The sequence below is a fragment of the Chryseobacterium sp. SIMBA_038 genome (assembly GCF_046535115.1).
GTDB lineage: Bacteria > Bacteroidota > Bacteroidia > Flavobacteriales > Weeksellaceae > Chryseobacterium.
This window is the reverse complement of record NZ_JAWRXH010000003.1, coordinates 354,491-378,533: the sequence shown is the minus strand read 5'-3', so window position 1 is coordinate 378,533 and position 24,043 is coordinate 354,491. Positions and strand designations below refer to the sequence as shown.

The 24,043-nt window shown below is 33.8% G+C and carries 22 protein-coding genes; 8 read left to right on the top strand and 14 right to left on the bottom strand.

Translation table 11 applies throughout. The features are described from left to right. Positions 1 to 4: 4 nt before the first annotated feature. The 10 genes from SB689_RS12675 to SB689_RS12630 form a co-directional block, all read right to left on the bottom strand. Positions 5 to 1,741, bottom strand: coding sequence for a BatD family protein (locus tag SB689_RS12675; protein WP_410692501.1), 1,737 nt, complete (start codon positions 1,739 to 1,741; stop codon positions 5 to 7). After that, positions 1,741 to 2,487 (bottom strand): tetratricopeptide repeat protein, encoded by a 747-nt coding sequence (locus tag SB689_RS12670; RefSeq protein ID WP_410692500.1) that lies wholly within the window; start codon positions 2,485 to 2,487, stop codon positions 1,741 to 1,743. The genes SB689_RS12675 and SB689_RS12670 overlap by 1 nt, the downstream gene beginning before the upstream one ends. 99 nt (positions 2,488 to 2,586) lie before the next feature. Further along, the gene (locus SB689_RS12665) at positions 2,587 to 3,594 is read right to left on the bottom strand and encodes a vWA domain-containing protein (protein ID WP_410692499.1); all 1,008 of its coding nucleotides are present in this window, start codon (positions 3,592 to 3,594) and stop codon (positions 2,587 to 2,589) included. Then, complete coding sequence (locus SB689_RS12660; RefSeq protein ID WP_410692498.1) at positions 3,594 to 4,586, bottom strand: vWA domain-containing protein; 993 nt, start codon at positions 4,584 to 4,586, stop codon at positions 3,594 to 3,596. Before SB689_RS12660 ends, SB689_RS12665 begins: the two co-directional genes overlap by 1 nt. Next, positions 4,579 to 5,475, bottom strand: coding sequence for a BatD family protein (locus SB689_RS12655; RefSeq protein ID WP_410692497.1), 897 nt, complete (start codon positions 5,473 to 5,475; stop codon positions 4,579 to 4,581). Before SB689_RS12655 ends, SB689_RS12660 begins: the two co-directional genes overlap by 8 nt. Before the next feature lie 67 nt (positions 5,476 to 5,542). Next, entirely contained in the window at positions 5,543 to 6,406 is an 864-nt protein-coding gene (locus SB689_RS12650; protein WP_410692496.1) for a DUF58 domain-containing protein, read from the bottom strand. A 2-nt stretch (positions 6,407 to 6,408) separates the two neighbouring features. After that, positions 6,409 to 6,879 carry a hypothetical protein gene (locus SB689_RS12645; protein WP_410692495.1) on the bottom strand — a complete coding sequence of 157 codons (471 nt, stop codon included), beginning with the start codon at positions 6,877 to 6,879 and terminating at the stop codon, positions 6,409 to 6,411. Positions 6,880 to 6,884: 5 nt separating this feature from the next. Beyond that, on the bottom strand, positions 6,885 to 7,343 hold the full coding sequence (locus SB689_RS12640; protein WP_410692494.1) for a GNAT family N-acetyltransferase: 459 nt from the start codon (positions 7,341 to 7,343) through the stop codon (positions 6,885 to 6,887). 6 nt (positions 7,344 to 7,349) lie between these two features. Beyond that, entirely contained in the window at positions 7,350 to 8,354 is a 1,005-nt protein-coding gene (locus SB689_RS12635; protein WP_066756308.1) for an AAA family ATPase, read from the bottom strand. 280 nt (positions 8,355 to 8,634) lie between these two features. Next, positions 8,635 to 9,930, bottom strand: a complete 1,296-nt coding sequence (locus tag SB689_RS12630; protein WP_410692493.1) for a hypothetical protein — start codon at positions 9,928 to 9,930, stop codon at positions 8,635 to 8,637. A 259-nt stretch (positions 9,931 to 10,189) separates the two neighbouring features. Between SB689_RS12630 and SB689_RS12625 the strand changes: the two genes are divergently transcribed. The 7 genes from SB689_RS12625 (at position 10,190) to SB689_RS12595 (ending at position 18,472) form a co-directional block, all read left to right on the top strand. After that, the gene (locus SB689_RS12625) at positions 10,190 to 11,506 is read left to right on the top strand and encodes a peptide-N-glycosidase F-related protein (protein WP_410692492.1); all 1,317 of its coding nucleotides are present in this window, start codon (positions 10,190 to 10,192) and stop codon (positions 11,504 to 11,506) included. 332 nt (positions 11,507 to 11,838) lie between these two features. After that, the gene (locus SB689_RS12620) at positions 11,839 to 12,312 is read left to right on the top strand and encodes a DinB family protein (RefSeq protein WP_123979806.1); all 474 of its coding nucleotides are present in this window, start codon (positions 11,839 to 11,841) and stop codon (positions 12,310 to 12,312) included. Positions 12,313 to 12,425: 113 nt separating this feature from the next. Continuing rightward, positions 12,426 to 13,178 (top strand): 23S rRNA (guanosine(2251)-2'-O)-methyltransferase RlmB, encoded by a 753-nt coding sequence (gene rlmB / locus SB689_RS12615; protein WP_410692491.1) that lies wholly within the window; start codon positions 12,426 to 12,428, stop codon positions 13,176 to 13,178. Positions 13,179 to 13,205: 27 nt separating this feature from the next. Then, complete coding sequence (locus SB689_RS12610; RefSeq protein WP_410692490.1) at positions 13,206 to 14,258, top strand: DUF6263 family protein; 1,053 nt, start codon at positions 13,206 to 13,208, stop codon at positions 14,256 to 14,258. Positions 14,259 to 14,284: 26 nt separating this feature from the next. After that, entirely contained in the window at positions 14,285 to 14,515 is a 231-nt protein-coding gene (locus SB689_RS12605) for a hypothetical protein (RefSeq protein WP_410692489.1), read from the top strand. A 34-nt stretch (positions 14,516 to 14,549) separates the two neighbouring features. Then, on the top strand, positions 14,550 to 17,087 hold the full coding sequence (locus SB689_RS12600; RefSeq protein WP_410692488.1) for a YfhO family protein: 2,538 nt from the start codon (positions 14,550 to 14,552) through the stop codon (positions 17,085 to 17,087). Positions 17,088 to 17,173: 86 nt separating this feature from the next. Beyond that, positions 17,174 to 18,472, top strand: a complete 1,299-nt coding sequence (locus tag SB689_RS12595) for a glycosyl transferase family 1 (RefSeq protein WP_410692487.1) — start codon at positions 17,174 to 17,176, stop codon at positions 18,470 to 18,472. 166 nt (positions 18,473 to 18,638) lie between these two features. Here SB689_RS12595 and SB689_RS12590 read toward each other — a convergent pair whose 3' ends face one another. Both SB689_RS12590 and SB689_RS12585 read right to left on the bottom strand, forming a co-directional pair. Continuing rightward, on the bottom strand, positions 18,639 to 19,277 hold the full coding sequence (locus SB689_RS12590; RefSeq protein WP_410692486.1) for a hypothetical protein: 639 nt from the start codon (positions 19,275 to 19,277) through the stop codon (positions 18,639 to 18,641). A gap of 83 nt (positions 19,278 to 19,360) precedes the next feature. Beyond that, entirely contained in the window at positions 19,361 to 19,771 is a 411-nt protein-coding gene (locus SB689_RS12585; protein WP_410692485.1) for an EVE domain-containing protein, read from the bottom strand. Positions 19,772 to 19,828: 57 nt separating this feature from the next. Here SB689_RS12585 and SB689_RS12580 point away from each other — a divergent pair, with 57 nt between their 5' ends. Continuing rightward, positions 19,829 to 20,794, top strand: a complete 966-nt coding sequence (locus SB689_RS12580) for a YpdA family putative bacillithiol disulfide reductase (protein ID WP_410692484.1) — start codon at positions 19,829 to 19,831, stop codon at positions 20,792 to 20,794. Between the two features lie 46 nt (positions 20,795 to 20,840). On the opposite strand, the gene SB689_RS12575 is transcribed toward SB689_RS12580, so the two are convergent. Further along, entirely contained in the window at positions 20,841 to 22,019 is a 1,179-nt protein-coding gene (locus SB689_RS12575; RefSeq protein ID WP_410692683.1) for an MFS transporter, read from the bottom strand. Between the two features lie 249 nt (positions 22,020 to 22,268). Beyond that, positions 22,269 to 23,942, bottom strand: coding sequence for a glutamine--tRNA ligase/YqeY domain fusion protein (locus SB689_RS12570; RefSeq protein WP_066756271.1), 1,674 nt, complete (start codon positions 23,940 to 23,942; stop codon positions 22,269 to 22,271). Positions 23,943 to 24,043 lie beyond the last annotated feature (101 nt).

The following is a 24,043-nucleotide window of genomic DNA, read 5'->3' as shown; positions in this document are numbered from 1 at the left end:
TTGATTATTTGCTAATCTGAGAATACAAATTAACAATTGCCTTCAAAAGTTCATCCATTCCTTCGGAAGATTTTACAGGAGCATACTTCTCTATCTGTATCTTCTGCGAAAGAGTTCTGTATTCTTCGGCAACTGCAGAACCTTTGTCTCTTTCCAGAAACTTTCTGAAATCTTCTGCTGAGCTTTGGAAATACTGATTTCTAACTTCAGAATCCATCTCATCTACGGTTTGAAAGAACTTCTGATAATCTTCATTATCTTTAAGATTTTCTAAATAACTGAAATAATCATTGATATCAGTTTTTAAGCTTTGTCTTATTTCATTTTCGGTTTCTGCTACAGAACCTAAAGATTTTGAAGGTACAGTTTCTTTAACTAATGTACGTTTTTTTTGCCAAGTCTTAAATAAAAGATAAGTAATAAATAATCCTAGTAAAATGGCAGTATTGGTTAAAAGTACGCCCCAATTGAATTTACTTTTTTCTTTAACTTTAAATGAAGTTGTCTTTAAAACCGGAGTATTTACTGTCTCCAAAAAGCTGTTGGTATATTCATTTACCTTTTCAACCGTGGTTTTAGCTTCCATGATCTGATCATGTGAAAACGCGTTCACAGCCAACGTTTCCTGACCAAGATCTGTATATTCTTTACTCGCCGGATTAAAGAAAGCGAACTGTTCTGTTTTAATAAAAATATCACCTGCCTTTTTCGGAATGACAACATAATTTGCTAAGATCTCACCTTTAATTCCTGTAGTTCCGGGAGCTACATTTGAAGTAATTTTAGGCGCAAAAATCTCATAATCCGGAGATTCTACGATTTTTGGAAGTTCCATATCAGACAAGTTTCCTTCCCCTGAAACTTTTACGACAACGTTGATCGGTTTTTTAACCTCAACCTTTTCTTTTGAAGCATTATAAACGCTTACATTAAAGTTTCCTACAGCATTTTTGAAACATTCTGGAGAACCTTCAGGAAGCTTTCTTACATTAAGTTTAACCCTATTGGAAACTATTTTATTTTTATTTGAGTATGTGTTAACAGATGCAGAAACTGCCGGTACCTCAACATACCCTGCCTCATTTGGAAATACCATGAATACGGCCAAAACCTGTGAAGCCATATTACCGTAACTAGATGAAGGATCTATTTCTGATTTCGTGAAATTTACAGGATGTACATTGATATTATCCTGCTCAGGAAGACGGATATTCTTCACTTTTCTGAAGTTATCCATATTTTTAGAATATACTTTCAGAACAGCAACAGTTGGCTGATCCTGATAAACATCCCTGTCTTCGATTTCCATGTTCAGATAAACATCATTGGAAGCACTGGCAACAGCTTTCTTTTCAACATCTTTTACCAAAATATCGAAAGGTTCTGTTTTATAAATTTTATTATTAACCGTAACCAAAACGGATCCGATCTTGATCTTACCTTTTTGCTTAGGTTCAAGCGCAAGTTGGGAAACTCGTTGCGTAATTACAGTGTTGGTAGCAGGATCGATGTACGTATTATTTACAGATCCGGAACCAATGATATTAAATTTTGACAAATCAGGAAGACGAATTGGCGTTTGCTGATTGTACTCGCTACCATTCATTTCCAGCGTGATGGTAAGGTTTACAACATCTTTTCCCGAATAATCATTTTTATCAGGATTTACATTAATACTTACCTGTCCGTAAGAAATTACGGAAGAAAGGATAAATAATATGTAAATAATTTTCTGTTGCATCACCAATCTTTCTCGTTGCTTTGAGGCATCGAATAAGAATTTTTATTTAAAATCCTTTTGGCGGTTTCTTTCTCTTTATCGCTTACTTTATCTAATATTGCGTTTTCAAGATCTTTTGGCATTTTACCTTCATTATTCTGCTTTTGGTTCGGATCATTTCCTTGCTGACTTTCCCCCTGATTTTGCTGGCCTTTACCCTGATCCTGTTTTTGATCTTTGGTATCGCCTTTCTGATCATCATTTTTCTGTTGGTCTTTACCCCCGCCGCCTTTGCCTGACTTATTTTGCTGGTCTTTTTTCTGTTGGTTTTCTTTTTCCTTCAACTTGGCAATTCCGTAGTTTTTTCTTGTTGCTTCGTTGTAAGGATCCTGTTTTAGGGATTGCTTATAATAATCTGCAGCTTTGTCCGGCTGCTTCATCTGCATATAAGTATTTCCCAAATTGTGAAGAGCTGCTGCCTTGTCAGGAATTGTCTGAGAAAGTTTTTGTGCTTTTTCAAACTCAGCTTTTGCTTCATCATATTTTTTATTTTTATACAAAGCGTTCCCCAAATTATAGTGTGCCGTAAAATCCTTTTCGTTAGATTTTATAGCTTCCATATACTTAGAAGACGCTCCATCATAGTTTTTACCATTAAATTTCTGATTGCCCTCATAGACCAAAGTCCTATAGCTTTCCTGCCCGAAAACGACGCCTGAAAACGAAAAAGCAATTATAAACGATAAAAAAATGATTTTAGTATTCATTATATGCAAAATTATCCCTTTATATGTTAATAAACAGTGTCTTAATTGTTAAAGTTGGGTTAAAGTGGTATCGAAACTTTTCAAAGACAATTATGAGTATTAAACATTAAAATCTCTTTTAGGATTAAAAATATAAATTAAAAAGAAGAAAAGTATTGAAACAGCTAAAAAATATTGATAATAGTGATTAGCATTTTGAGATTTAATCAATGTTTCAGAAGAAGACATCTTCTTGCTTAGAGCATCCGAAATTCTGCTTGGCGCTTCATTGATATTATTTCCGTCAATATAAGTTCCGCCTGTGGATTCTGCCATCTTTTTGAGAGCTTCGGTTTGTCTTTTAGAAATTACCGTTTCTCCGGCTTGGTCGGTTTTGTAACCCATTAATTGTCCAAAAACATATTCCGGAACGGGTGCACCTTCATCTGAACCAATCCCTACGGAAGTAATCATTATTCCTTCTTTATTCGCCAATTTTATCGCTGCATTGTCATTTCCTTCGTTATCTTCACCATCACTCAATAAAACGATTTTTCTTGAGCCCTTGCTTACATTTTTAAATTTCTCAACCGCAACCTGCATTCCTTTTAAGAAATCAGTTCCCTGAATTTGCATAGAATTGGTTTCAATTGCATTAATATATGTTTCGGCCGAACTATAATCTGTTGTTAACGGCATGATAGAAACAGATTCTCCTGCAAATATCACAATCCCGACTTTATCGCTTTTCATCTTCTGCATCGTGTTGATCATCAGATTTTTTGCTTCTGTTAAACGACTCGGATTAATATCCTCCGCATTCATAGAGTTGGAAACATCAAGCATAAAAATCACATTGTTCATCCTTTGATTGCTTTTTACCTCTTCTGAACCATTTAATAAATCAATAATTGAAAATATTAAAAACAAAGTTCCCAAAAGATAAAGAGCAGGGAAAATTTTCACAAATCCTGATCTTTTTTCAAACAATTCTTCGTGAAACTGACTGTCCGCAAAAATGTTTCTTCTTTTATTATTCCATTTCAGAAAACGAATCAATAAAATAGCTAACAGCGGCAAAAGCAACAGCAACAATAAATACCAATAATTACCTAAATACCACTCCATCAGCTTAAAAATTTATAAAATACCCATCTCAGCAAAGCATCGATAATTAATATTCCTAAAGCAATCCAGAGGAAAATTTTAAAATATTCCTGATAATTGTAAAGCTTGGACACTTTTATATCAGATTTTTCCAATTGATTAATTTCATTATAAACCTCTTCCAGACTACTGTTTGAGGTAGCTCTGAAATATCTTCCGTTTGTAGTCTGCGCTACTTCTCTTAAAAGTTCTTCATCAATTCTCACTTCCGTTTCTGTAAACACCAAATCCCCGAAAATGTCCTGTTGAGTAGGCATTAAGGCATATCCATTCGTTCCAATTCCGATGGAATAAACTTTTATGTCGTTGTTTTCAGCCAATTCAGCAGCAACTTGTGCGGGCATTGCATTTTCAATCGTGTTAACACCATCTGTCATTAAAATAATGATCTTGCTTTTTGCTTTACTATTTCTAAGGTGATTTACGGCAACAGAAAGTCCTTCGCCAATCGCAGTTCCGGGTTGAAGTTCTAATGGATTAAGGTCTTTTAATTCATCAATTACAACCTGATGATCGGATGTTACAGGAACTTTTGTAAACGCCTCACCGGAATAAGTCACTAAACCTAATCGGTCATTCGGACGTTGATTAACAAATTTTATCGCAATTTCTTTCAATGCAGTCAAACGATCGGGCGTTAAATCTTTAGCCAACATACTCAATGATACATCGACAGCGAGCATAATGTCAATCCCTTTTGTATCGTCTCTGTCCTGAGAAACAGTGAACGTTCTTGGTCTCGCCATCGCAATGATTAGCGCGGAAAGAATAAGATATTTGGAGATTTTAAGTAAAAAAAGTACAGCTACAATTCCATTACTTCCTTCCATATTTTTTACGGTAGGAACTTTTATACCTTTCTTTTTCTGTTTGCTTACATCTCTGATAAAAAGAGGAATAAACAGTACAAAAAGCAGTAAAAACCACGGACTATAAAATTCAAAATTAAACATCCTTTCTCAAGTTTTCGAATTCTAAATCCTTTGATGATCTCTTCACAAATTCTCTTACGTCTGCAAAATCTTTTTCCATCGCGTCTTTATCGGGGAAAGTTTTGGCGAATTTCACCAAATCTCCTCTTAAAAATACATCTTCCACCACTTTTTCGTTTTCCTGAGAGATCGTATTGTTCTTTTTCATTAAATCTATTAAATCATCCGTCAACAAAACATCTGCAGGCAAATGGTATTGTTTGGTGATAAATTTTCTTGAAATCTCGATCAATTCAACATAAAATGAACGGTAATTTCCTTCTTCAATATATTTTTTCTTTTTAAGAGAATCTAATTCTTTCAAAGTCTGATTAGTTGCCACAGCAGGAGAACTTTTTGATTTTTTGCCCCATTTCATGTACATCACAATAGCAATGATAAGAGCAATAATTCCCAAAGCCGCTAAAATATAGAACTTATAAAGCTCCCAATAATCTTTCGCTTCAAGTTTTACTTCCTTATTGTTCATGATATCGTTGATCTGATCTGCTTTTTGAGCAGTATTCATCACATCAATCTCGTAAGGAATTGTTTTTAAAACTTGATTTCCAACCTTAAATTCCAGTTCAGGAATAGTAAATTTCCCTTCTTCATAAACGGCAAATTCGATCTTTCTTTCATATAAATTTTGATTCTGACCGATGCTGTCTTTTACTTCTTCAAAATGAAAAGGTAACAGCTCGTTTTTAGCGGCAGCAGTAACCGGTTTTCCGCTAAGATTGTCAATTTTTATAATTAAATGATTGACTTCTCCCAAAGCAAGCGTCTTCTTCTCAAGATTGGAAGAAAGTATCTGTGAAAAAGCGTTTGCACAGATTAAAAAACATAGTATAAGTAGTATTCTTTTCAACTTTTATTGATAAATTTTGGCTAAAGCCAATTGATTTTTTTAAAATTTATTTAAACTATTGATGTAATTATTTCTTCTGGAAATAACTATACAATAATTTTGAATAATCCGCACCTGTATTTACATTCATAAAACTGGCCGAACTGTTGGCAAAATCGTCTTCCAATGCTCTTACTTTTTGTTTCTGAGCTTCTGCAAAAGTATACCTCCATCTTGCACTTGAAGTATTTGCCCAAACCTGTTTTCCTGTTTCAGCATCATATAACAACGCGTATCCAACATCAGGAATTTCGTTGTCTTTTTCATCGTAAATTCTCATTCCAAGCAAATGGTGTTTTTTTGAAGCGACACGAAGCATTTTAGAATCATATTCATCTTCAAAATCTGAAAATAGGAAAACCAAAGATTTTCTCTTGAAAATTCCCATCATATATTCCATTGCTTTATCAATTTTGGAAACTGCCGGAACATAATCAGCCGTTAAAATATTACTTATGATCGACAAAATATGCTTCCTACCCTTTTGTGGTGGAATTACTTTATACACTTTATCAGCAAATAGAATCAGACCAACTTTATCATTATTTCCTGCTGCTGAAAAGCCTAAACTTGCTGCAATTTCTGCTACATATTCTCTTTTCAGCTGAGTTTTTGTTCCATAATCCATTGAAGCAGAAATATCAACCAAAATCATCATCGTCAATTCTCTCTCCTCTTCCATTACTTTAACGAATGGTTCACGGAAACGAGCGGTTTTATTCCAGTCAATTCTACGAATTTCATCGCCAAACTGATATGGACGAACTTCTGAAAAAGTCATTCCCTGCCCCTTAAAAGCACTGTGATATTGTCCCATCAAAGTAGCTTCCGTCTTCCTGCGAGTACGGATTTCTATTTGTTTTACTTTTTTTACAATATCTTTTATTTCCATGTCTACTTAATTAAAACTTCATCATTATTTACAGTAATCAATCTATAATAATCTAAATCGTAGTTTTCCGTTGTTAAGATAACTTCTTTGTTTAAAATTTTAGAAACTGATTTTAAATAATCTATAATTTGATTATGATGATCTAAACTTTCTATTTCCTTTGGTGTAATATCATTTTCTATTTCTTCTTCTGTAAAAAAGTAACATTTTAAAATAATTTCACCAATCATTATTGTCGCAGCTACAACAAATTCACTTACATTATCCCAATAATCGAAGATATATTTAGGAATAATTCGATCGCTCGATTTTAAATCTCCAGTTATATCACAATAAGTAAATCTGACTTCAAAATTTTCATTTATAAAATCTATCCATTTCAACCAATCAGATCTTGAAATATTTAAAACATAAATATCTCTTAATGATCCATCTGAGAAATAAATATTATCTTTTAAATATTGCCAATCCATATAACTCAATCCTTAAACTCAATTGAAACATTAAACCATTCATCATCAAACTTCGGACTGTATTTTTTATAGAAATTAATTGCTGGTTCGTTCCAATTCAATACTTGAAAAACCATTCCGCTGTATTGATTTGACTTTCCGTGTTCTAAGGTTGCTTCAAATAATTTCTTTCCAATTTGTTTTCCTCTCAGTTTTTCTGTCACCACTAAATCTTCCAAATATAACCTTCTTCCTTTCCAAGTTGAATATCGATCATAATACAATGAAATTCCAACAATATTTCCTTCAAATTCAGCAATAAAAGCGCCCCAAACTGGGGATTTACCAAAGCCATCTTGCGTAAATTGCTCTAACGTTAAAGTAACTTCATGTAAAGCTTTTTCATATTCAGCCAATTCTTTGATCAGCTCCAACATCGGAGCACAATCTTCCTGAACCGCTTTTCTGATGATAATTTCTTCCATTAAAAATTAAGGAGCTTGAATTTTTGCTAAAATTCTGTTAACAATTTCTTCTGTAGAAATCTCTTCTGCCTCAGCTTCGAATGTTAATCCAATTCTGTGTCTCAACACATCTTTCGCCAACTCTTTTACATCTTCAGGAATTACAAAAGCTCTTCCTTTTAAGAATGCATAAGCTCTTGAAGCTATGGCCAAGTTAATAGATGCTCTTGGAGAAGCTCCGAAACTGATATAATTTTTAAGTTCGGAAAGACCGTAATTTTCAGGATAACGGGTTGCAAAAACCATATCCAAAATATATTTTTCGATCTTTTCGTCTAAATAAATTTGATTAATTAATTCTTTAGCATCTACAATATTTTGCAGAGAAACCACAGGTTTTACTATTGGCTGATGAGAAGTAGAAACCATTCTCATTACCGTTCTTTCATCCTCAAATTTTGGATAATCGATCGTACATTTCAGCATAAAACGGTCGCTTTGCGCTTCGGGCAAAAGATAAGTACCTTCCTGATCGATCGGGTTTTGCGTTGCCAATACCAAAAACGGTTTTGGAAGCTTCATTGTTTCGTCACCAATTGTCACCTGCTTTTCCTGCATCACCTCCAAAAGAGCAGACTGCACCTTTGCCGGCGCACGGTTGATCTCATCCGCAAGCACGAAATTGGCAAAAACAGGCCCTCTTTTTATAGAAAAATCGTTCTCTTTAATATTATAGATCATCGTTCCTACAACATCTGCAGGCAATAAATCCGGCGTAAACTGAATCCTTGAAAATTCACCATGAACAGCATCCGCCAACGTTTTGATAGCTAACGTTTTTGCCAATCCGGGAACCCCTTCCAAAAGAACGTGCCCACCTCCTAACAGACCCACCAAAAGGCGGTCTATCATATATTCCTGGCCAATGATAACCTTGTTGATTTCCTGTCTCAGAAGTGAAAATAAATAGTTTTGTTCTTTTATCTTTTCCGTCAACTGACGAATGTCTTCTGCTTGATATGTATCTGACATAGTTTAAATTAAAATAAGTTGTAAATTTCTAATAAATACTTGCATTAATCAACATAATAAATGCCATTTTTGAGTTAAAGTTTGTTAAATATTCCGAGGATTTATGAGATCTTCAGCTAAGCGACTGAGATTTAATTTATATGATTCATTTGAGAGGTCAATTATTGATATGATAAAACGTTATAACTCGACAGAAAAAGCACCATGAAATTCTTAGTTATAAAAATTTCATGGTGCTTTTTATTTTATTTAATTAATAAAACCTAAATATAATAGTCTATTAAAGCTTAGTAATTGTAATGGTAAATACATCTTCCGGAACGTCGATTGTTTCTTCGTAAGAACCTACATTTATATAATATTCTGTTCCTGCCGTTGTTGGAATAGTAATCGTTTCCGTCGCAGCAGCACCGCCATTATCCATCGTCCCGACACATCCCAGAGCACTGCAAGTACCACTGTATACATCTACCTGAGGATCGAAAGTACTTCCTGTAGGCATGGTCACTTTAATAGTGTACTGACTACCATCTCCTATTAATTTAAACCAAGTTCCATCATTCGTTGCATCAGGGCAAACTGTTATATTTCCTGCATTATTAGTTGCAGAAACAGCATCACTTTGTGTGTATGAATAAGGAAAAGCAGAAGCCAATAAAGCACCTGAACACGCATCATTTACCGGCACAGGAGGAACAGTTTTAAAAACAACTTCTGTACAGCCTGAAGATTCAACTCCAGCTGAAACCGCAGTAACCTTTAAATAATAATTAGTGTCTGAATTAAGAGGAGTTGACGGAGTAAAATCAGTTCCTGTTACTAACTGTTGGTTAATAACATTCGTACTTCCAGAGCTTGTTCCGACTGAAATTTTATAAGAATCTGCTCCTGAAACCGGGAACCATTTAATATTGGGAGATAATGAAACAAGTTGGGCATTATTTGTTGGATAAGCAACGAAAGGACACGCAGGAGTAGATCTAGGCGTTAATCCTAAAATCGTTACTGATGATTTGTAATCTGCTCTTATTCCACCCGGTGGAGATGCTGGATCAACAACCGCATTGTCTCCTTTGTAATAAAGAGTTGAATATGGAAGATGTGAATAAACTTTAAATGCTTCATCAAAATTATTAATATCAATACTCGGAGCATTTTCTTTTGCTGCGATTACTAGATTATCTGTATTATTATAAGCAAATGGGGTTGTAAAAGTAAGTTCAACTTTATTATTATTTTTGGTCACCGTACCTGCAAACACTTGAGTTAGTTGCGAAGAGGGAACCCAATCCGTTCCAGATATGAAAGCTGTTTTTGTTGTGTGACCAAGATAAACAGTCCAATTTGAAGAATCAGAAATAGTTGAAGAAGGATCTATATAAAAAGTAAGACCTGTAATGTTTCCTGCAGCATTCGCATTTACTTCCTGCTTAGGATAAATTTGCTGAACATAAGAATAAGAGAAAAAACTGCTTATCGGAGCTGTCCCAACATTTGTACTTCCAATGTTTATATTTATTTGGGCATTAAACGCCAACGATATCAATAATAAAGATAAAAGTAAAATTCTTTTCATAATTAATAAATTCAATATGGAATATGGTGCTAATTTAGTACTAAAGTTTTAATTTTTATAATAAATATGATTATTTAATCACATACATTAATCTTAATAATACTTTAAACTCAAATCAACCATATCTCTTTAAATATTTATACAATTATCAACAAATCATTATTTGCTTTGAAAAATCGAACAACAAACACTAAATTTAAGTACATATTTTAATACATTTGTAACAAATACCAATTACATGTATAAAAAGCTATTTTTTTTGAGTCTCTTTTTCGCGGGACTTCTTCAATCACAAACCACAACGATGGTGAATGTGATTTCACAAGCAGTTTATTATGATGGTTATGCAGCAACAGTATCTGATCCGGTTCCTACAGGTCTGATCAGACTTGGAAACACAAGATATGCAAGAAAACTTACAGACGCAGAACTGAATTCTTTTAAAGCTAAAATCGCCATGAGAGTTTCCATCGGTGCTCTTTGTGACAATTATGACCGTCTGGGAGAGGTTTTCTTGGCTTTAGTCCCTAAAAATCAAGCTACTTACACTATAGACGATGTAAATGTAAAAAGAATGGAAGTTGGCAGATACATCACTCCTTTCATGAATAAAAACCGTACGCCTACGGAAGTGCCTTACACCTATAATTTAAGTAATTTATACAGTGTCTTTCACGATGCTGCGCTTCGTAGTACTTACGATATGTATATGGAACTAGATGTTTTTGGTGTTCCTTATGCTGCACAAACACAGGTTGCGGGATGTTCCGGAAGAATTGATGTTTTTTCAGGATCTCTTACTTTCTTTTCAACAGATGCGGGAGCAACACCTACAGATTACAACAGCCTTACTCCTCTTTTGAGTTACAGTAGAATCAATAATTATAATAGTACAGACGTTGCCGGGCAAACTGTTAGAATTGTAAATTTTAACTTACCTAATCCCGTTACCGATGCCCGCTTTTTTGTAATATCAACTCCTCATGGTGCAAATAGTGGCGGTGAAGAATATATTAGAAGACAAAACTACACGTATATAGATGATGTACAGGTTCTTACCTATACTCCAGGAGGAATTTCGTGCGAACCATTCAGAGTATACAATACACAAGGTAACGGAATTTACGGAACAACTCCGAAGACTGTTGCTGATTGGACTTCATGGAACAACTGGTGCCCTGGAAATTCTGTTCCTATCAGAGGATTTGTAATGCCTAACTTGACCGCAGGAAATCATACCCTAAAACACACAATACCGACCGCTGTTTTTAATCAGCAACAAGGAGATGTCTATTTATCTGTTTATATGCAGGGCAAAAGCAACGTCAATTTAAATGTAAATGATGTCAAAACAACGGATGTAAGTATTTATCCAAATCCGACTTCCGACTTTGTGAATATTAAATCTCCAGTAGATGTGATGTCTCTAACTTTATTCAGCATAGACGGAAGAAAATTATTTGAAAATTATAAAGAAAACAAGATTGATATTTCTTCATACAACACAGGAATTTACATCTTGAATGTTGTCTTAAAAGACGGAACATCTTTCAAACATAAGATTATCAAAAAATAAAAATATTCTGTTAAAAACAAGTAAAGAAACCTCCTTTCGAACATCTTCGCAGGAGGTTTTTACTTTTATAAAATTTGAATAGATTTTAAATTTCGCATTACAAATCAGCTTCAGCTTCGAAGTCATATTAGAATAGTCAAAAAAAGAAATACACTTCTTAAAATCAATTATTTTAACAAAGACTTTCCTTTAATAAACGAAAAACGAATACCTTTTTTAACATTTATTTATTTTAAAGGCATTATTTTAAATAATTTTAACCTTAATCTCACATTTAAAAATTGTCACTTCCACTTTATTAAACTATTTTTGGTGATTAAAAAATTTGTAAAATGAATTATCATTTTCAAGCCCACAGACAGGTGAGAAGAAACCTTCTGGATATTCTGCAAAATACATCTCATGAAGATCTTTTGCTGATTCCGGATGGCTTTAACAATAACATTTACTGGAATATTGCACATACAGTTGCTACAGAGCAGCTTTTGCACTATTACCTAAGCGGAAACCCTTTCAGAATTGATAAATATTGGATCGAGACATATAAGAAAGGAACTCTTCCGAACTTAAATGTACAAAAATCTGAAGTGGAAGATCTGGAGTTTTTATTAACCGAAACTTCAAAGATCTTAATGAAAGATTATGACAGCGATTTCTTCTCAGATTACACGCCCTACACCACGAGTTTTGGGATGGATTTGAAAAGTATTCAGGATGCCATCATCTTCAACAACATGCATGAAAGCTTACATTATGGCTATGCAATGGCTCAGAAAAGAGCAATTTTAGGAGAAAAAGGAAGATAGTTAAAAATGAATTTTACAATGCGTCAATTCTCAAATGTGACTCTTTAAACCACAGCAAATTGACCCACAAAGTAAAATTGATATTTAACAATTTCACTATTTAAATTATTAAAATGACAGATAAAAAAGACGATTTTATTTTCGGGCTTCGTCCCGTAATTGAAGCTATTGAAGCAGGGAAAACTATTGACAAGATCTTTGTACAAAATGCATTGCAAGGCGATATTTATGCCGAACTGAAAACAATTTTAGCTAAAAATAAATTACGTCCAAACTACGTTCCGGTTGAAAAACTGAACCGTTTTACAAGAAAAAACCACCAGGGTGTTGTAGCTTTTATTTCGGATGTTCCGTTTCATAGAGTGGAAGATGTTGTTCCTCAATTATTTGAAGAGGGAAAAACTCCATTTTTATTGATATTGGACAGATTAACTGACGTTAGAAATTTCGGAGCCATCTGTAGAACTGCAGAATGTGTAGGAATTGACGCTATTATTATTCCTGAAAAGGGAGGCGCACCTATCAACTCTGACGCTATAAAAACCTCAGCAGGAGCACTTTATAATATTAAAATCTGTAAAGAACCAAATTTAGCGCACGTTGTAGATTATCTTCAACAAAGCGGAATTTCTGTATTTGCAGCTACCGAGAAAGCTCAAAAACTGATCTATGATGTAAGTTTCACAGAACCTTGCGCTATCGTAATGGGTAATGAGGAAACCGGAATTTCTAAAGAAGTTTTACATCATGCAGATGAAAAAATAAAATTACCAATTGAAGGAAAAACACAATCTTTAAACGTTTCTGTTGCTTGTGGAGCGATTTTATATGAAGCAACAAGACAGAAATTAGTGAAAGTAAATTAATCGATAACACATTCAAAATCAATTCAAATGAAGAACATTGCAGCGCTTGCGCTTATATCATCTATAGCTTTAGTTTCTTGTAAAAAAGAAACAACGACCGTAACAAAAGTGGATCCGAAAACAGGAAAAACAATTACCGTTGAAGTTCCTGCTGATTCTGTAGCTAAAGTTTCAGAAAACCCTGCAATTAAGGACTCTGCAGGTGTTTATACTCAAACTTTCAAGCTTGAAAAAGGAAAAACATATCCTCTTACAACTTACCAGAGAGATGTAAAAACGATGACAGATCCTCAAGGAAAATCTCTAAACGGGACAAGTGAATCTACTGACGAAATGACTTTCACCGTTAATGATATCAAAGGAAATGTTTATGATTTGACTCTTAATCTTATCGGAAAAAGAAATTCTCAAACTGCTGACGGAAAGACAATTGTAGTAGACACCAAGCTTCCAATTCCAAAAGAGGATGATCTGAAAATGATCTGGAATGTCAACAAAGCTCTTACAAGCAATAAACTGAACATGAAAATGGACACGAAAGGAAATGTACTTTCGATTACAGGTTTCGATGCAGTTTATACTAAAGTTTCTAATGCTGTAGGAACTCTTATTAAAGATAAAAACCAAAAAGAAAGCGTTGTTGCAAGTCTTAAACAAAGCTTTAACGAAAAGGTATTAAAAGATCAGTTCAACAAAAACCTAACAATTATTCCTAAAAAAGGAGCAAAAATCGGTGAAAAATGGACAAGTTCTGAAAATGCAGATCCAAGCGGAGCTGTAAAAGTTACTTCAAACTATGTATTGAAAAGCGTAGGAAACGGTATTGCAGAAATTGGCGTATCTGGTGGAATCCCTAAGAAAACTGAGAAAAAAGCTCAGGATAAAATCACCCACAGTTTAAGCAGTGAGCTTGTACAGAATGGTACCATTAAATTTGATCAAAGCACAGGATGGATCACCAATCAGAATATTAATGTAGAAACTACTCAGATTGAAACAATTTCAGACGGAAAACAGTCTCAGTCTATGAAAAGCGTTTCAAAATCTTCTGTAATGGTAAATCCTTCTGCTAAAAAATAATGTCGAAGTTTTTAAAATAAAAAATTATGAAGTTTATTCTTGAGTTAGTACTCACCGCTATTATTATTTTCTTTGTATGGAATATTTTGAAAAGATTATTTTTTAAAACATTCTACAGTTATTTGTTTAAAAATATCAAACAAAATAGTAATCAGCAGGATATCAACAATTCAAACAAGGATAAAAACCCGAAGATCCATTGGGATGCAGAAACCGTGGACTATGAAGAGGTAAAAGAAAATAAAGACAAAAGGTAAAATATACCCAAGAAAATAAAAGATAATAACCAAAATGGCGAAAAATAAAAACTTAATTTATATTGCGGCTTCATTAGTTGTATTTATAGTTTTAGCATTTTTATATTCCACACCTGTGTTTACAGGAAAACAGCTTTTCCAGCATGATATTGTTCAGTACAGAGGAGGCGCAAAAGAACTTCTGGACTACAGAGCAAACACTGGAGATGAAACGTATTGGAGTGATTCCATGTTTGGTGGAATGCCAACTTATCAGATGGGAAGCCAGTTCAAAGGAGATATTATCAAAAAAATTGATAGTAATCTGAACTTTTTTCCAAGACCTGTTAATTATCTTTTCTTACTTTTTGCAGGATTTTTCCTTTTAGGAATGGTTGCGGTCAGAAACTGGAAATATGCTCTTTTGGGAGCCACTTTCTTCGGACTTTCAACCTATTTTTATATTATTATTGCAGCGGGACACAATGGTAAAGTGAATACTATTGAATATTTCGCGCCACTTTTAGCCGGAATATTACTCGTTTATATACGGAAAAGTTACATCTGGGGATTCATTGTCACGACCCTGTTTATGGGACTTCAGATAGCGGCGAATCACCCACAGATGACGTATTATCTTTTCATTGCGCTAGGATTTTTATTCTTATCTGAATTAATCCGAGCAATCCAAAAGAAAACGCCGATGAAGCACTTCTTAATTTCTTCAGGAATTATTGCTGCTGCTTGTGTCATCGGAGTTGGAATGAATTCTCAAAGAATTATGGCCAATGCCGAATACGTAAAAGAAACTGTTCGTGGAAAACAAATTTTAGATAACGATACTCATACCTCAGGAGAATCCGGAATGGATAAAGAAAGTATGCTGATGTGGAGCTACGGAAGACTGGAAACTTTAAACCTTTTCATCCCAAGATTGATGGGTGGCGGAAGCCAAGAACCTGAGGCAAAAGACATCATGAATAAAGTTCAGGAACTTGTTCAGGAAAATGTGACATCACAAGCCGAAATGGATCGTGTTTCTAAAGGTTTCGGAAGCGTAACATACTGGGGCGACCAACCGGGAACTTCGGGACCTGCTTATCAGGGAGCGATTGTTTGTTTCCTTGCTTTATTAGGTTTCTTTTTTGCTTGGAAAAAATACCGTTACTGGATTTTAGGAGCTTCAATTCTTACCGTTTTATTGGCTTGGGGAAGCAACTTTATGCCTTTATCGGACTTCTTTATAGACTTTGTTCCGATTTACAATAAATTCAGAGCCCCATCTTCTATCCTAGTTATCGTAGAACTTTTACTCCCTTTAATCGCGATTATTGGATTGTATAGATTCTTTACAGACGAAAAATTAACGGAAGAATACAAAAAGAAAATTCTTCTTTATGTTGGTGGCGGAACATTAGGATTTTTATTAATTCTATTAATTTTCGGAAAATCTTTATTAGGTTTCCATACAGAAAATGAAAAAACATATCTTCCTCCTTTCCTATTGGATTATTTGGTGGATAAAAGATTCAAATTGTTCAGAATTGATGCAATCAAAGCATTTATCTATGTTGCCATCGCAGCAGGAGCTTTATTTATGGTTTTAAAGCAAAAATTAAATCAAAATATAGCTTTGATCATTATCGGAGTCGTGAGTTTATTTGATCTTTGGACAGTAAACAAACGTTATTTGAATGATGAAAATTATGTAGATAAAGTTTTTGCTGAAAACCCTTTCCAAACAGAAACCTCAGATCTTTTGGCTGAAAAAGTACAGGCAAATCCTAATTTGGGTTCAATTTTAGCCAATGTTCAGGTCAACAAAACATTGGAAACGATTGCTGAAAAAGATAAAACTCATTACAGAATTTTTAATAATCTTTTAGGAACATTCAGCGAGACGAATACGTCTTATTTTAAATCTTCAATCGGAGGTTATCATGCTGTAAAATTGAGAAGATATGATGACGTTATCAATGAATATTTTCAGGTAATGGATTCTGTGAAACTTCCAAATGTTCTTAATTTACTGAACGCTAAATATTGGGTTGCTGGCGATCCGGAACATCCTCAGGCAATGCCAAATCCAAAAGCTAACGGAAATGCATGGTTTGTAAGCGACTTGAAATTTGTGAACAGTCCAAACCAAGAAATTAAATCTATTGGAGTAATCGACAGCAAGAAAACAGCCGTTATTGCTTCTTCAGATAAAGAATATTTCAATAACAAACTAGTTCAGGCAGATCCGACAGCATTTATTAATTTAACGAAATACCAACCGAATGAATTAGAATTCAAATCTGAATCTAAAACTCCACAGTTGGCAGTATTTTCTGAAATTTACTATCCTCACGGCTGGAAAATGTTCGTAGACGATAAGGAAGTTCCTTACATCAAAGCTGATTATTTAATTCGTGCAGTACATGTTCCTGCAGGAAAACATAACATCAGAATGATTTTCGAACCGGAAGTTATTGAAACAGGGAAATGGATTTCTTTATTGAGCTTTGGATTATTCATTATATTAAGTGGTTTCGGGATTTATTGGATGAATAAAAACAAGAAGAAGGAAATTCTAATAGAAAAAGTTTAACCTCAATTTTGTCATTCTGTAGGAATCTAAGCAATTTTAAAAGCTCTGTCCAGATTCCTACGGAATGACAAAACACTCCAATATAAATGGAACAAAAGAAAATATTAATCATCACCTATTACTGGCCACCTGCGGGAGGTCCCGGTGTTCAAAGATGGTTAAAATTTGTAAAATATTTACCTGAATTTGGATGGAAACCCGTTATTTTCACACCAGAAAATCCGAGTTACCCGTTGTTGGATGAAAGTTTAATGAAAGATATTCCTGAGAATATTGAAATCGTTAAAACCAAGATTTGGGAACCTTATCAACTCGCTGAAAAGCTTGATAAAAGTAATAAAAAGTTCAAAGCCGGACAGTTTGATGTCGGTAAAAACCAAAGCTGGAAATCGAAGCTTTCGATTTGGGTTAGAGGAAATTTTTTCATTCCTGATGCCAGAGTTTTTTGGGTAAAACCTTCCGTAAAATTTTTAGAACAGTATTTAAAAGAAAATAAAATTGATGTTGTGGTCACTTCGGGACCTCCACATTCTTTGCATTTGATAGGTTTAAATTTAAAAAAGAAACTTCCTAATTTAAAATGGATTGCTGATTTCCGTGATCCATGGACAGAAATTTCTTATTATAAACATTTAAAACTAACCAAAAGTTCCGATAAAAAGCATCGACAATTAGAAAGTGATGTTTTTAAAAATGCTGATATTACTTTAGCTACAAGTTATACCGACGCTGAAAATTTCCGTAAAAATGGAGCAAATGCGGTTTGTATTACCAATGGATTTGATGAAACAGATGCTTCTCAAACTATCAAATCCTCAGACTCTCAGACTCTCAAACAAAAATTTACATTAAGTTATATTGGAGTTTTAGAACAGCTCAGAAATCCTGAAAATCTTTGGAAAGCTCTTGATGATTTGGTGAAAACGAATTCCGATTTTGCTGAAAGTTTTTCATTAAAATTTGTGGGCAGAATTGATGATAAAATTTTAAATACAATTGAAAATTCTGGTTTAAAAAATCATATTTTAAATTTAGGATATATTTCTCATGACAAAGCGATCATAGAAATGCAAAATTCTGATATGCTTTTAATTACAAATTTCCCCAATGAATCTTCGAAAGGTATTATTCCAGGGAAAATATTTGAGTATTTAGCGACAGGAAAACAGATTATTTCTTTTGGTCCGGATCAGGCTGATGTTTCAAAAATCTTAAATGAAACTCAGGCAGGAAAACATTTTGGTTATCAAGATTCCGAAACAATAAAAATCTTTATTTTAGAGAAATTTGAATTGTGGAAAAATGGAAACCTTCTTGAAAACAGCCAAAATATTGAACAGTTTTCAAGAAAAAATCTTACAAAAAAATTGGTTGAGATTTTATAATTTTTTGACGCAATGCTTTATTTATATTGCTCCTTTTTTTAAGAAGGCAAAGAAACTAATCAATTTCATTGATTTGATTAAGCTTGCTTCACCAGCAACTTTATCGCCTTTCTTAGCTTCCTTAAATAAATAGAGTCTAATTAAAAACTTTGCGTCTATATAAAATTTAAATAGTCCATTGATCGTTAATCACTCCAACTAAATAATACTTTCCATTAAATTCTTCAAATACAAAACGAAGTGTTTTCCAATCCATTTCGCCATTTTTTTCGGTGCCTTTGATGTAATTTTCCGTGAAATTAAGTTTAGGATACATTTTTTCTAAATTGTTTAAAGAATTTCCGCCACCCTGAAATTTATCCAAAGAAAATTGAGATGCAGTAAAGTCTTTTGAGAAAACCCATTTTCCTAAATAGTCATTAATTGTTGTTCTGTAAGGATCTCCCGAACCATCATGAGTGCCCCAAGTGAAAAGAGTTTTGGTTGGTTGATATTTTTCAAAATCAGTTTTAGAAAATTGCTTATCCTCTTTCGGATCTACAAAAGCATACATTGAAAACCGAACGCCTTTTTCGGGATGAATGAATTCTGCAAATCTTTTGTAGTCTTTATTTTTAAGGGTTTTCAAAACCTCGTCATTAGCTTCTTTTATGATTTCTTCTCTGGTTATGGTAGTCTTACTAGGATTTGAAGTTTGGACAGTTGTTTGGATTGTAGAATCAACTTTATGATCGGTAGCTTTACTTGGTTCTTTTTTACACGCAACAAGACTTATAACGAATATGGATAGTAATAATTTTTTCATTTTTTAATATTAATCAATGAAAATGTCCAAAAGTGATGCCAGCTTTCTAAATAATTTTTAATTCAAATTTTAGATTAAGTGTATTATATCATCTTACTTTTTATGAATTGAAAATCTTTTTCAAGAATTTCTAAAAAACCAAATCTAAAGGAAAATCCCCATCTCTTCTTATCAATAATAAAATCTAATTCATCAATTAAAGGAATAATTGACACTTCTTTACACTTATAAAAATCTACATTTCTACGAAACGGTTGAAAACCTGCAGCCATAATACCTTGATAAATTTCCTCATCCTTGATCTCACCTATCGCAGTAAAACACTGGCATTTTTCATCTTTCTCGAAATATCGCTTGGGTGAATAAAAAATGATTCCATCTCCTGTTCTTAGCCTTTTTAAAGAAGCGGCTTTTCCATGATTAGCCTGCATAAATCCACCTTCGACTCCTCTTTCGATATGATCTTTTGATGCAACAGCAATATAATATTTCATTGTTTGATATTCATGAATTCAATTAAAGGTAAGAAAGTTTTTCAATATCTTAGCATAATGGAAATTTTAGATATTCTCATTGTCGGAGCCGGTCCCATCGGACTTAATTGTGCTCTTGAAGCTAAAAAAAATAACCTGAATTATTTAATTATAGAAAAAGGAACCATTGTAAATTCGTTATACAATTATCCTTTATATATGCGATTTTTCTCTACTGCTGAAAAATTAGAAATCGATGAAATTCCATTTATCACAACCGCTCCAAAACCAGGAAGACAAGATGCTTTGGAATATTATCAAGGAATTGCCCGACAGAAAAATATCAATATTAATCTGTATGAAAAAGTTCTAAATATTTCTAAAGATGACGATATTTTTAAAGTTGAAACTTCTAAAGGAGAATATTTAGCCAAAAATGTAATTATCTCAACAGGATTCTATGACATTCCAAATTTGATGGATATTCCCGGAGAAAATCTGGAAAAAGTAAAACATTATTATACCGAACCTTATCCATATGCAAAACAGAAAATTGTGGTTGTGGGTTCTAGCAATTCATCCGTAGATGCAGCGTTGGAAACGTATAGAAAAGGAGCTGAAGTCACGATGATCGTTCGTCATTCTGAAATATCAAAAAACGTAAAATATTGGGTAAAACCTGATATTGAAAACAGAATAGCCGAGGGAAATATTACCGCTCATTTTAATTCTGAAATTATTGAAATAAAAGAAAATTCTGTTATTTTTAAAGATGAAAACGGACAAATTCATGAAATTGAAAATGATTTTGTATTAGCTATGACAGGCTATCTTCCCGATTTTGAGTTTTTAAAAAATTCAGGAATTGATTTGCAGGGAGATTGTTTAAATCCGATTTATAATGCCGAAACAATGGAAACAAATGTCAAAAATCTCTATTTGGCCGGCGTTGTCTGTGGCGGAAAAGACACGCATCTTTGGTTTATAGAAAATTCAAGAATTCATGTAGAAATGGTTATAAAAAATATTCTCCAAAACAAATAATTGTCTTGGAGAATATGCTATTAATTAAATCTAATCCTGTAAATATTTATATTACCTCTTCCATTTCTTTATTATCTTTCAACATCCATGGAACAATAAAGTAAAAAGCGATTGCAATAAATGTTGCTAAAACTCCGGTTCCGATCCACAAAGCATTAAATCCAAACTTCTCGGCCAGCAAAGTTCCCAAGTACGGAGTAATGATAAACGCTGCGGAAAAAGAAATCCCGTTCAGTCCCATATAAGCTCCTTTATTGTTTTTCCCGGAACGTTTTGCAGTGATTGTCGACATGAAAGGTAACGTCCAAATTTCTCCGATACAAAGCACTGTCATTGAGATGACCAATGTAATTATGCTATAATCAAAAGCCATCATTGCATAGGCAATTCCACAAATGAAAGTCCCAAAAAGCATGGTAAAAGCCAGATTAAAATACTTTTCAGCAATCTGTACAAATCCCATTTCGAGTAAAACGATCAGGAAACCACTGTACCCTAAAATGTAACCGATATTTTCTTGACTCAGCTTTGCAACATCTTTATAAAAGATTGTCAATGTACTGAATAACTGGAAAAAGCACATCGAAAACAACAAACAAAAGAAACAATAAATCAAGAATTTACCATCTCGGTAAGGCGAATTTTCTTTTTTAACCTCAATTGCTTCTTTCACTTTTGTGATTTTTACTTTTGCTAATTTATTTCGTTTATAAAAGAAAGAAATGTACAATATTCCAGCTAGTAAAGCCGCTAAAGCATTACTGTAAAATAAAAAATTGTACGAAATAGCAGATAAAATCCCACCCAAAGCAGGGCCAACAGAGAATCCCAAATTAACTGCCATGCGATTCAATGAAAAAGCTCTCGTTATATTTTCAGGTTTCGCATATTTTGTAATCGCCACCGAGTTGGCAGGACGAAAAGTATCACTTACAATACTTTGCAGTAAAATGATTGCTGCCACTCCAATTTCTGTTTTAAAAACTGGAATTAAACAAAACAACGGTACGCTTAATAACAAGCTCATATACTGAACTTTATACTCCCCTATTCTATCCGTAATGAATCCTCCCAACCAAGATCCGATTACAGATCCGATCCCGAAAAAGCTTAAAACAATTCCTGTATTTTCTATGCTAAAATGTAAATGGCTCGTCATATAAACTCCCAAAAACGGAAGTACCATTGAGCCCGCACGGTTGATGAGCATTACCAACGCGAGCATCCAACTTTCCTCAGAAAGTCCTTTGAATGAATTTGTATATATGTTTATTAGTTTCACAATTTCTTACGTTTTAATTAATAATTTGTATTTGTTTTTTTATTTAAACACAAATGGCACGAATGTTTTTCACGAATAACACAAATTTGGATTGTGCAATTTGTGAGAATATTTGTGTTTTAATGTTTAAAACAAAAAAACAGGACTTAAAAAATTAAGCCCTGTTTCATTTATATTGATATAAATAAGTTTTTACTCCGGCTTATAAGAGTCTTTTAATGTTACAGTACGGTTGAATACCAACGTAGTATCCGTAGAATCCTGATCTTTCGTAAAATATCCAATTCTTTGGAACTGAAGAGGTTCTCCAACAGCAACATCCTTTAAACTAGGTTCTGCAAACCCTTTAATGGTAGAAACAGATTCAGGATTAATGAAATTCAAGAAATCCACATCTTTCTCAGCATCAGGCTGTTCCACAGTAAATAAATGATTGTAAATTCTTACATCTACAGGAAGTGCGTGTTTCGCAGAAACCCAATGTAGCGTACCTTTTACTTTTCTTAAACTTTCCTCTGTTCCGCTTCCAGACTTAGATTTTTCGTCATAAGAAGCATAAATTGTCGTGATTTCTCCATTTTCATCCTTCTCCACTCTTTCAGCTTTGATGATGTAAGCAGATTTTAAACGGACTTCTCCACCTAATTTCAACCTAAAGAATTTATTGTTAGCTTCTTCTTTAAAGTCTTCACGCTCAATATATAATTCTCTTGAGAAAGGAACTTGTCTTGTTCCGGCATTTTCCTGCTCAGGATTGTTTTCTGTTTCTAACCACTCTTCGTTTCCTTCAGGATAGTTCTCAATCACCAATTTGACTGGATCTACCACTGCCATCACACGTTTAGCTACTTTATTCAAGTCTTCACGAACACAAAAATCCAATAATTGAATTTCAATTAAGTTTTCCCTTTTTGCAACCCCAACTTTATCAATAAAATTCCTGATTGAAGTTGGCGTAAAACCTTTTCTTCTCATTCCGGAAATCGTAGGCATCCTTGGATCATCCCATCCGGTTACTGCATTTTCAGCGACAAGCCTTTGCAATTTCCTTTTGGAAGTGATCATATAAGAAACGTTCATCCTTGCAAATTCTCTTTGCTTGTTTTTAACCCTTCCTTCTTCATACACCTGATCTAAATACCAGTTGTAAAGCGGTCTATGGTTTTCAAACTCTAAAGAGCAAAGCGAGTGCGAAATTTGTTCGATATAATCAGATTCACCATGTGCCCAGTCGTACATTGGATAAATTTTCCAATCTGTTCCTGTTCTGTGGTGAGGTTTATTCAAAATTCTATACATAACAGGGTCACGCATATTCATATTTGGCGAAACCATGTCGATTTTTGCACGAAGAGACATTGAACCGCTTTCGAATTCACCATTTTTCATCCTTTCGAACAAATCTAAAGATTCTTCAACAGGACGATTTCTGAACGGAGATTCAACTCCCGGTTCAGCAGGATTCTTTCTTTGTTCTGTAATTGTTTGAGAAGGCTGCTCATCAACATAAGCTTTTTTATCTTTAATCAACTGAACTGCCCAATCATAAAGCTGCTGGAAGTAGTCTGATGCATACAAAACTTTATCCCACTTGAAACCTAACCATTCAACGTCTTTCATGATAGAATCTACGAATTCCTGCTCTTCTTTTTCAGGGTTCGTATCGTCGAAACGAAGGTTTACGGGAGCATTGTATTTTTCACCCAAACCGAAGTTGATGCAGATCGCTTTTGTGTGACCTACATGCAGATAACCGTTTGGCTCAGGCGGAAAACGGAAACGGATCTGATCATTTTTAAGACCGTTTGCCAAATCATCTTCTATAATTTGCTCAATAAAATTGAGAGATTTTTTTTCTTCTTCCATTAAAATTCGCTTTAAATGTCGAATAATACGACAATTTGCAAATTTAGGAAATTTTAAGGGTTTACGGAAATTATAATTTAAAACTATAATTGTTAATAATT

Bases quoted from the DNA above. Each gene is read 5' to 3' on its own strand.
- SB689_RS12645 (WP_410692495.1), bottom strand. From the start codon at position 6,879: ATGGATTGGCAATATTTAAAAGATAATATTTATTTCTCAGATGGATCA.
- rlmB (WP_410692491.1), top strand. From the start codon at position 12,426: ATGACAGATAAAAAAGACGATTTTATTTTCGGGCTTCGTCCCGTAATT.
- SB689_RS12650 (WP_410692496.1), bottom strand. From the start codon at position 6,406: ATGGAAATAAAAGATATTGTAAAAAAAGTAAAACAAATAGAAATCCGT.
- SB689_RS12660 (WP_410692498.1), bottom strand. From the start codon at position 4,586: ATGTTTAATTTTGAATTTTATAGTCCGTGGTTTTTACTGCTTTTTGTA.
- SB689_RS12590 (WP_410692486.1), bottom strand. From the start codon at position 19,277: ATGAAAAAATTATTACTATCCATATTCGTTATAAGTCTTGTTGCGTGT.
- SB689_RS12640 (WP_410692494.1), bottom strand. From the start codon at position 7,343: ATGGAAGAAATTATCATCAGAAAAGCGGTTCAGGAAGATTGTGCTCCG.
- SB689_RS12575 (WP_410692683.1), bottom strand. From the start codon at position 22,019: ATGCTCGCGTTGGTAATGCTCATCAACCGTGCGGGCTCAATGGTACTT.
- SB689_RS12675 (WP_410692501.1), bottom strand. From the start codon at position 1,741: ATGCAACAGAAAATTATTTACATATTATTTATCCTTTCTTCCGTAATT.
- SB689_RS12605 (WP_410692489.1), top strand. From the start codon at position 14,285: ATGAAGTTTATTCTTGAGTTAGTACTCACCGCTATTATTATTTTCTTT.
- SB689_RS12635 (WP_066756308.1), bottom strand. From the start codon at position 8,354: ATGTCAGATACATATCAAGCAGAAGACATTCGTCAGTTGACGGAAAAG.
- SB689_RS12595 (WP_410692487.1), top strand. From the start codon at position 17,174: ATGGAACAAAAGAAAATATTAATCATCACCTATTACTGGCCACCTGCG.
- SB689_RS12620 (WP_123979806.1), top strand. From the start codon at position 11,839: ATGAATTATCATTTTCAAGCCCACAGACAGGTGAGAAGAAACCTTCTG.
- SB689_RS12665 (WP_410692499.1), bottom strand. From the start codon at position 3,594: ATGGAGTGGTATTTAGGTAATTATTGGTATTTATTGTTGCTGTTGCTT.
- SB689_RS12630 (WP_410692493.1), bottom strand. From the start codon at position 9,930: ATGAAAAGAATTTTACTTTTATCTTTATTATTGATATCGTTGGCGTTT.
- SB689_RS12580 (WP_410692484.1), top strand. From the start codon at position 19,829: ATGGAAATTTTAGATATTCTCATTGTCGGAGCCGGTCCCATCGGACTT.
- SB689_RS12585 (WP_410692485.1), bottom strand. From the start codon at position 19,771: ATGAAATATTATATTGCTGTTGCATCAAAAGATCATATCGAAAGAGGA.
- SB689_RS12610 (WP_410692490.1), top strand. From the start codon at position 13,206: ATGAAGAACATTGCAGCGCTTGCGCTTATATCATCTATAGCTTTAGTT.
- SB689_RS12570 (WP_066756271.1), bottom strand. From the start codon at position 23,942: ATGGAAGAAGAAAAAAAATCTCTCAATTTTATTGAGCAAATTATAGAA.
- SB689_RS12600 (WP_410692488.1), top strand. From the start codon at position 14,550: ATGGCGAAAAATAAAAACTTAATTTATATTGCGGCTTCATTAGTTGTA.
- SB689_RS12670 (WP_410692500.1), bottom strand. From the start codon at position 2,487: ATGAATACTAAAATCATTTTTTTATCGTTTATAATTGCTTTTTCGTTT.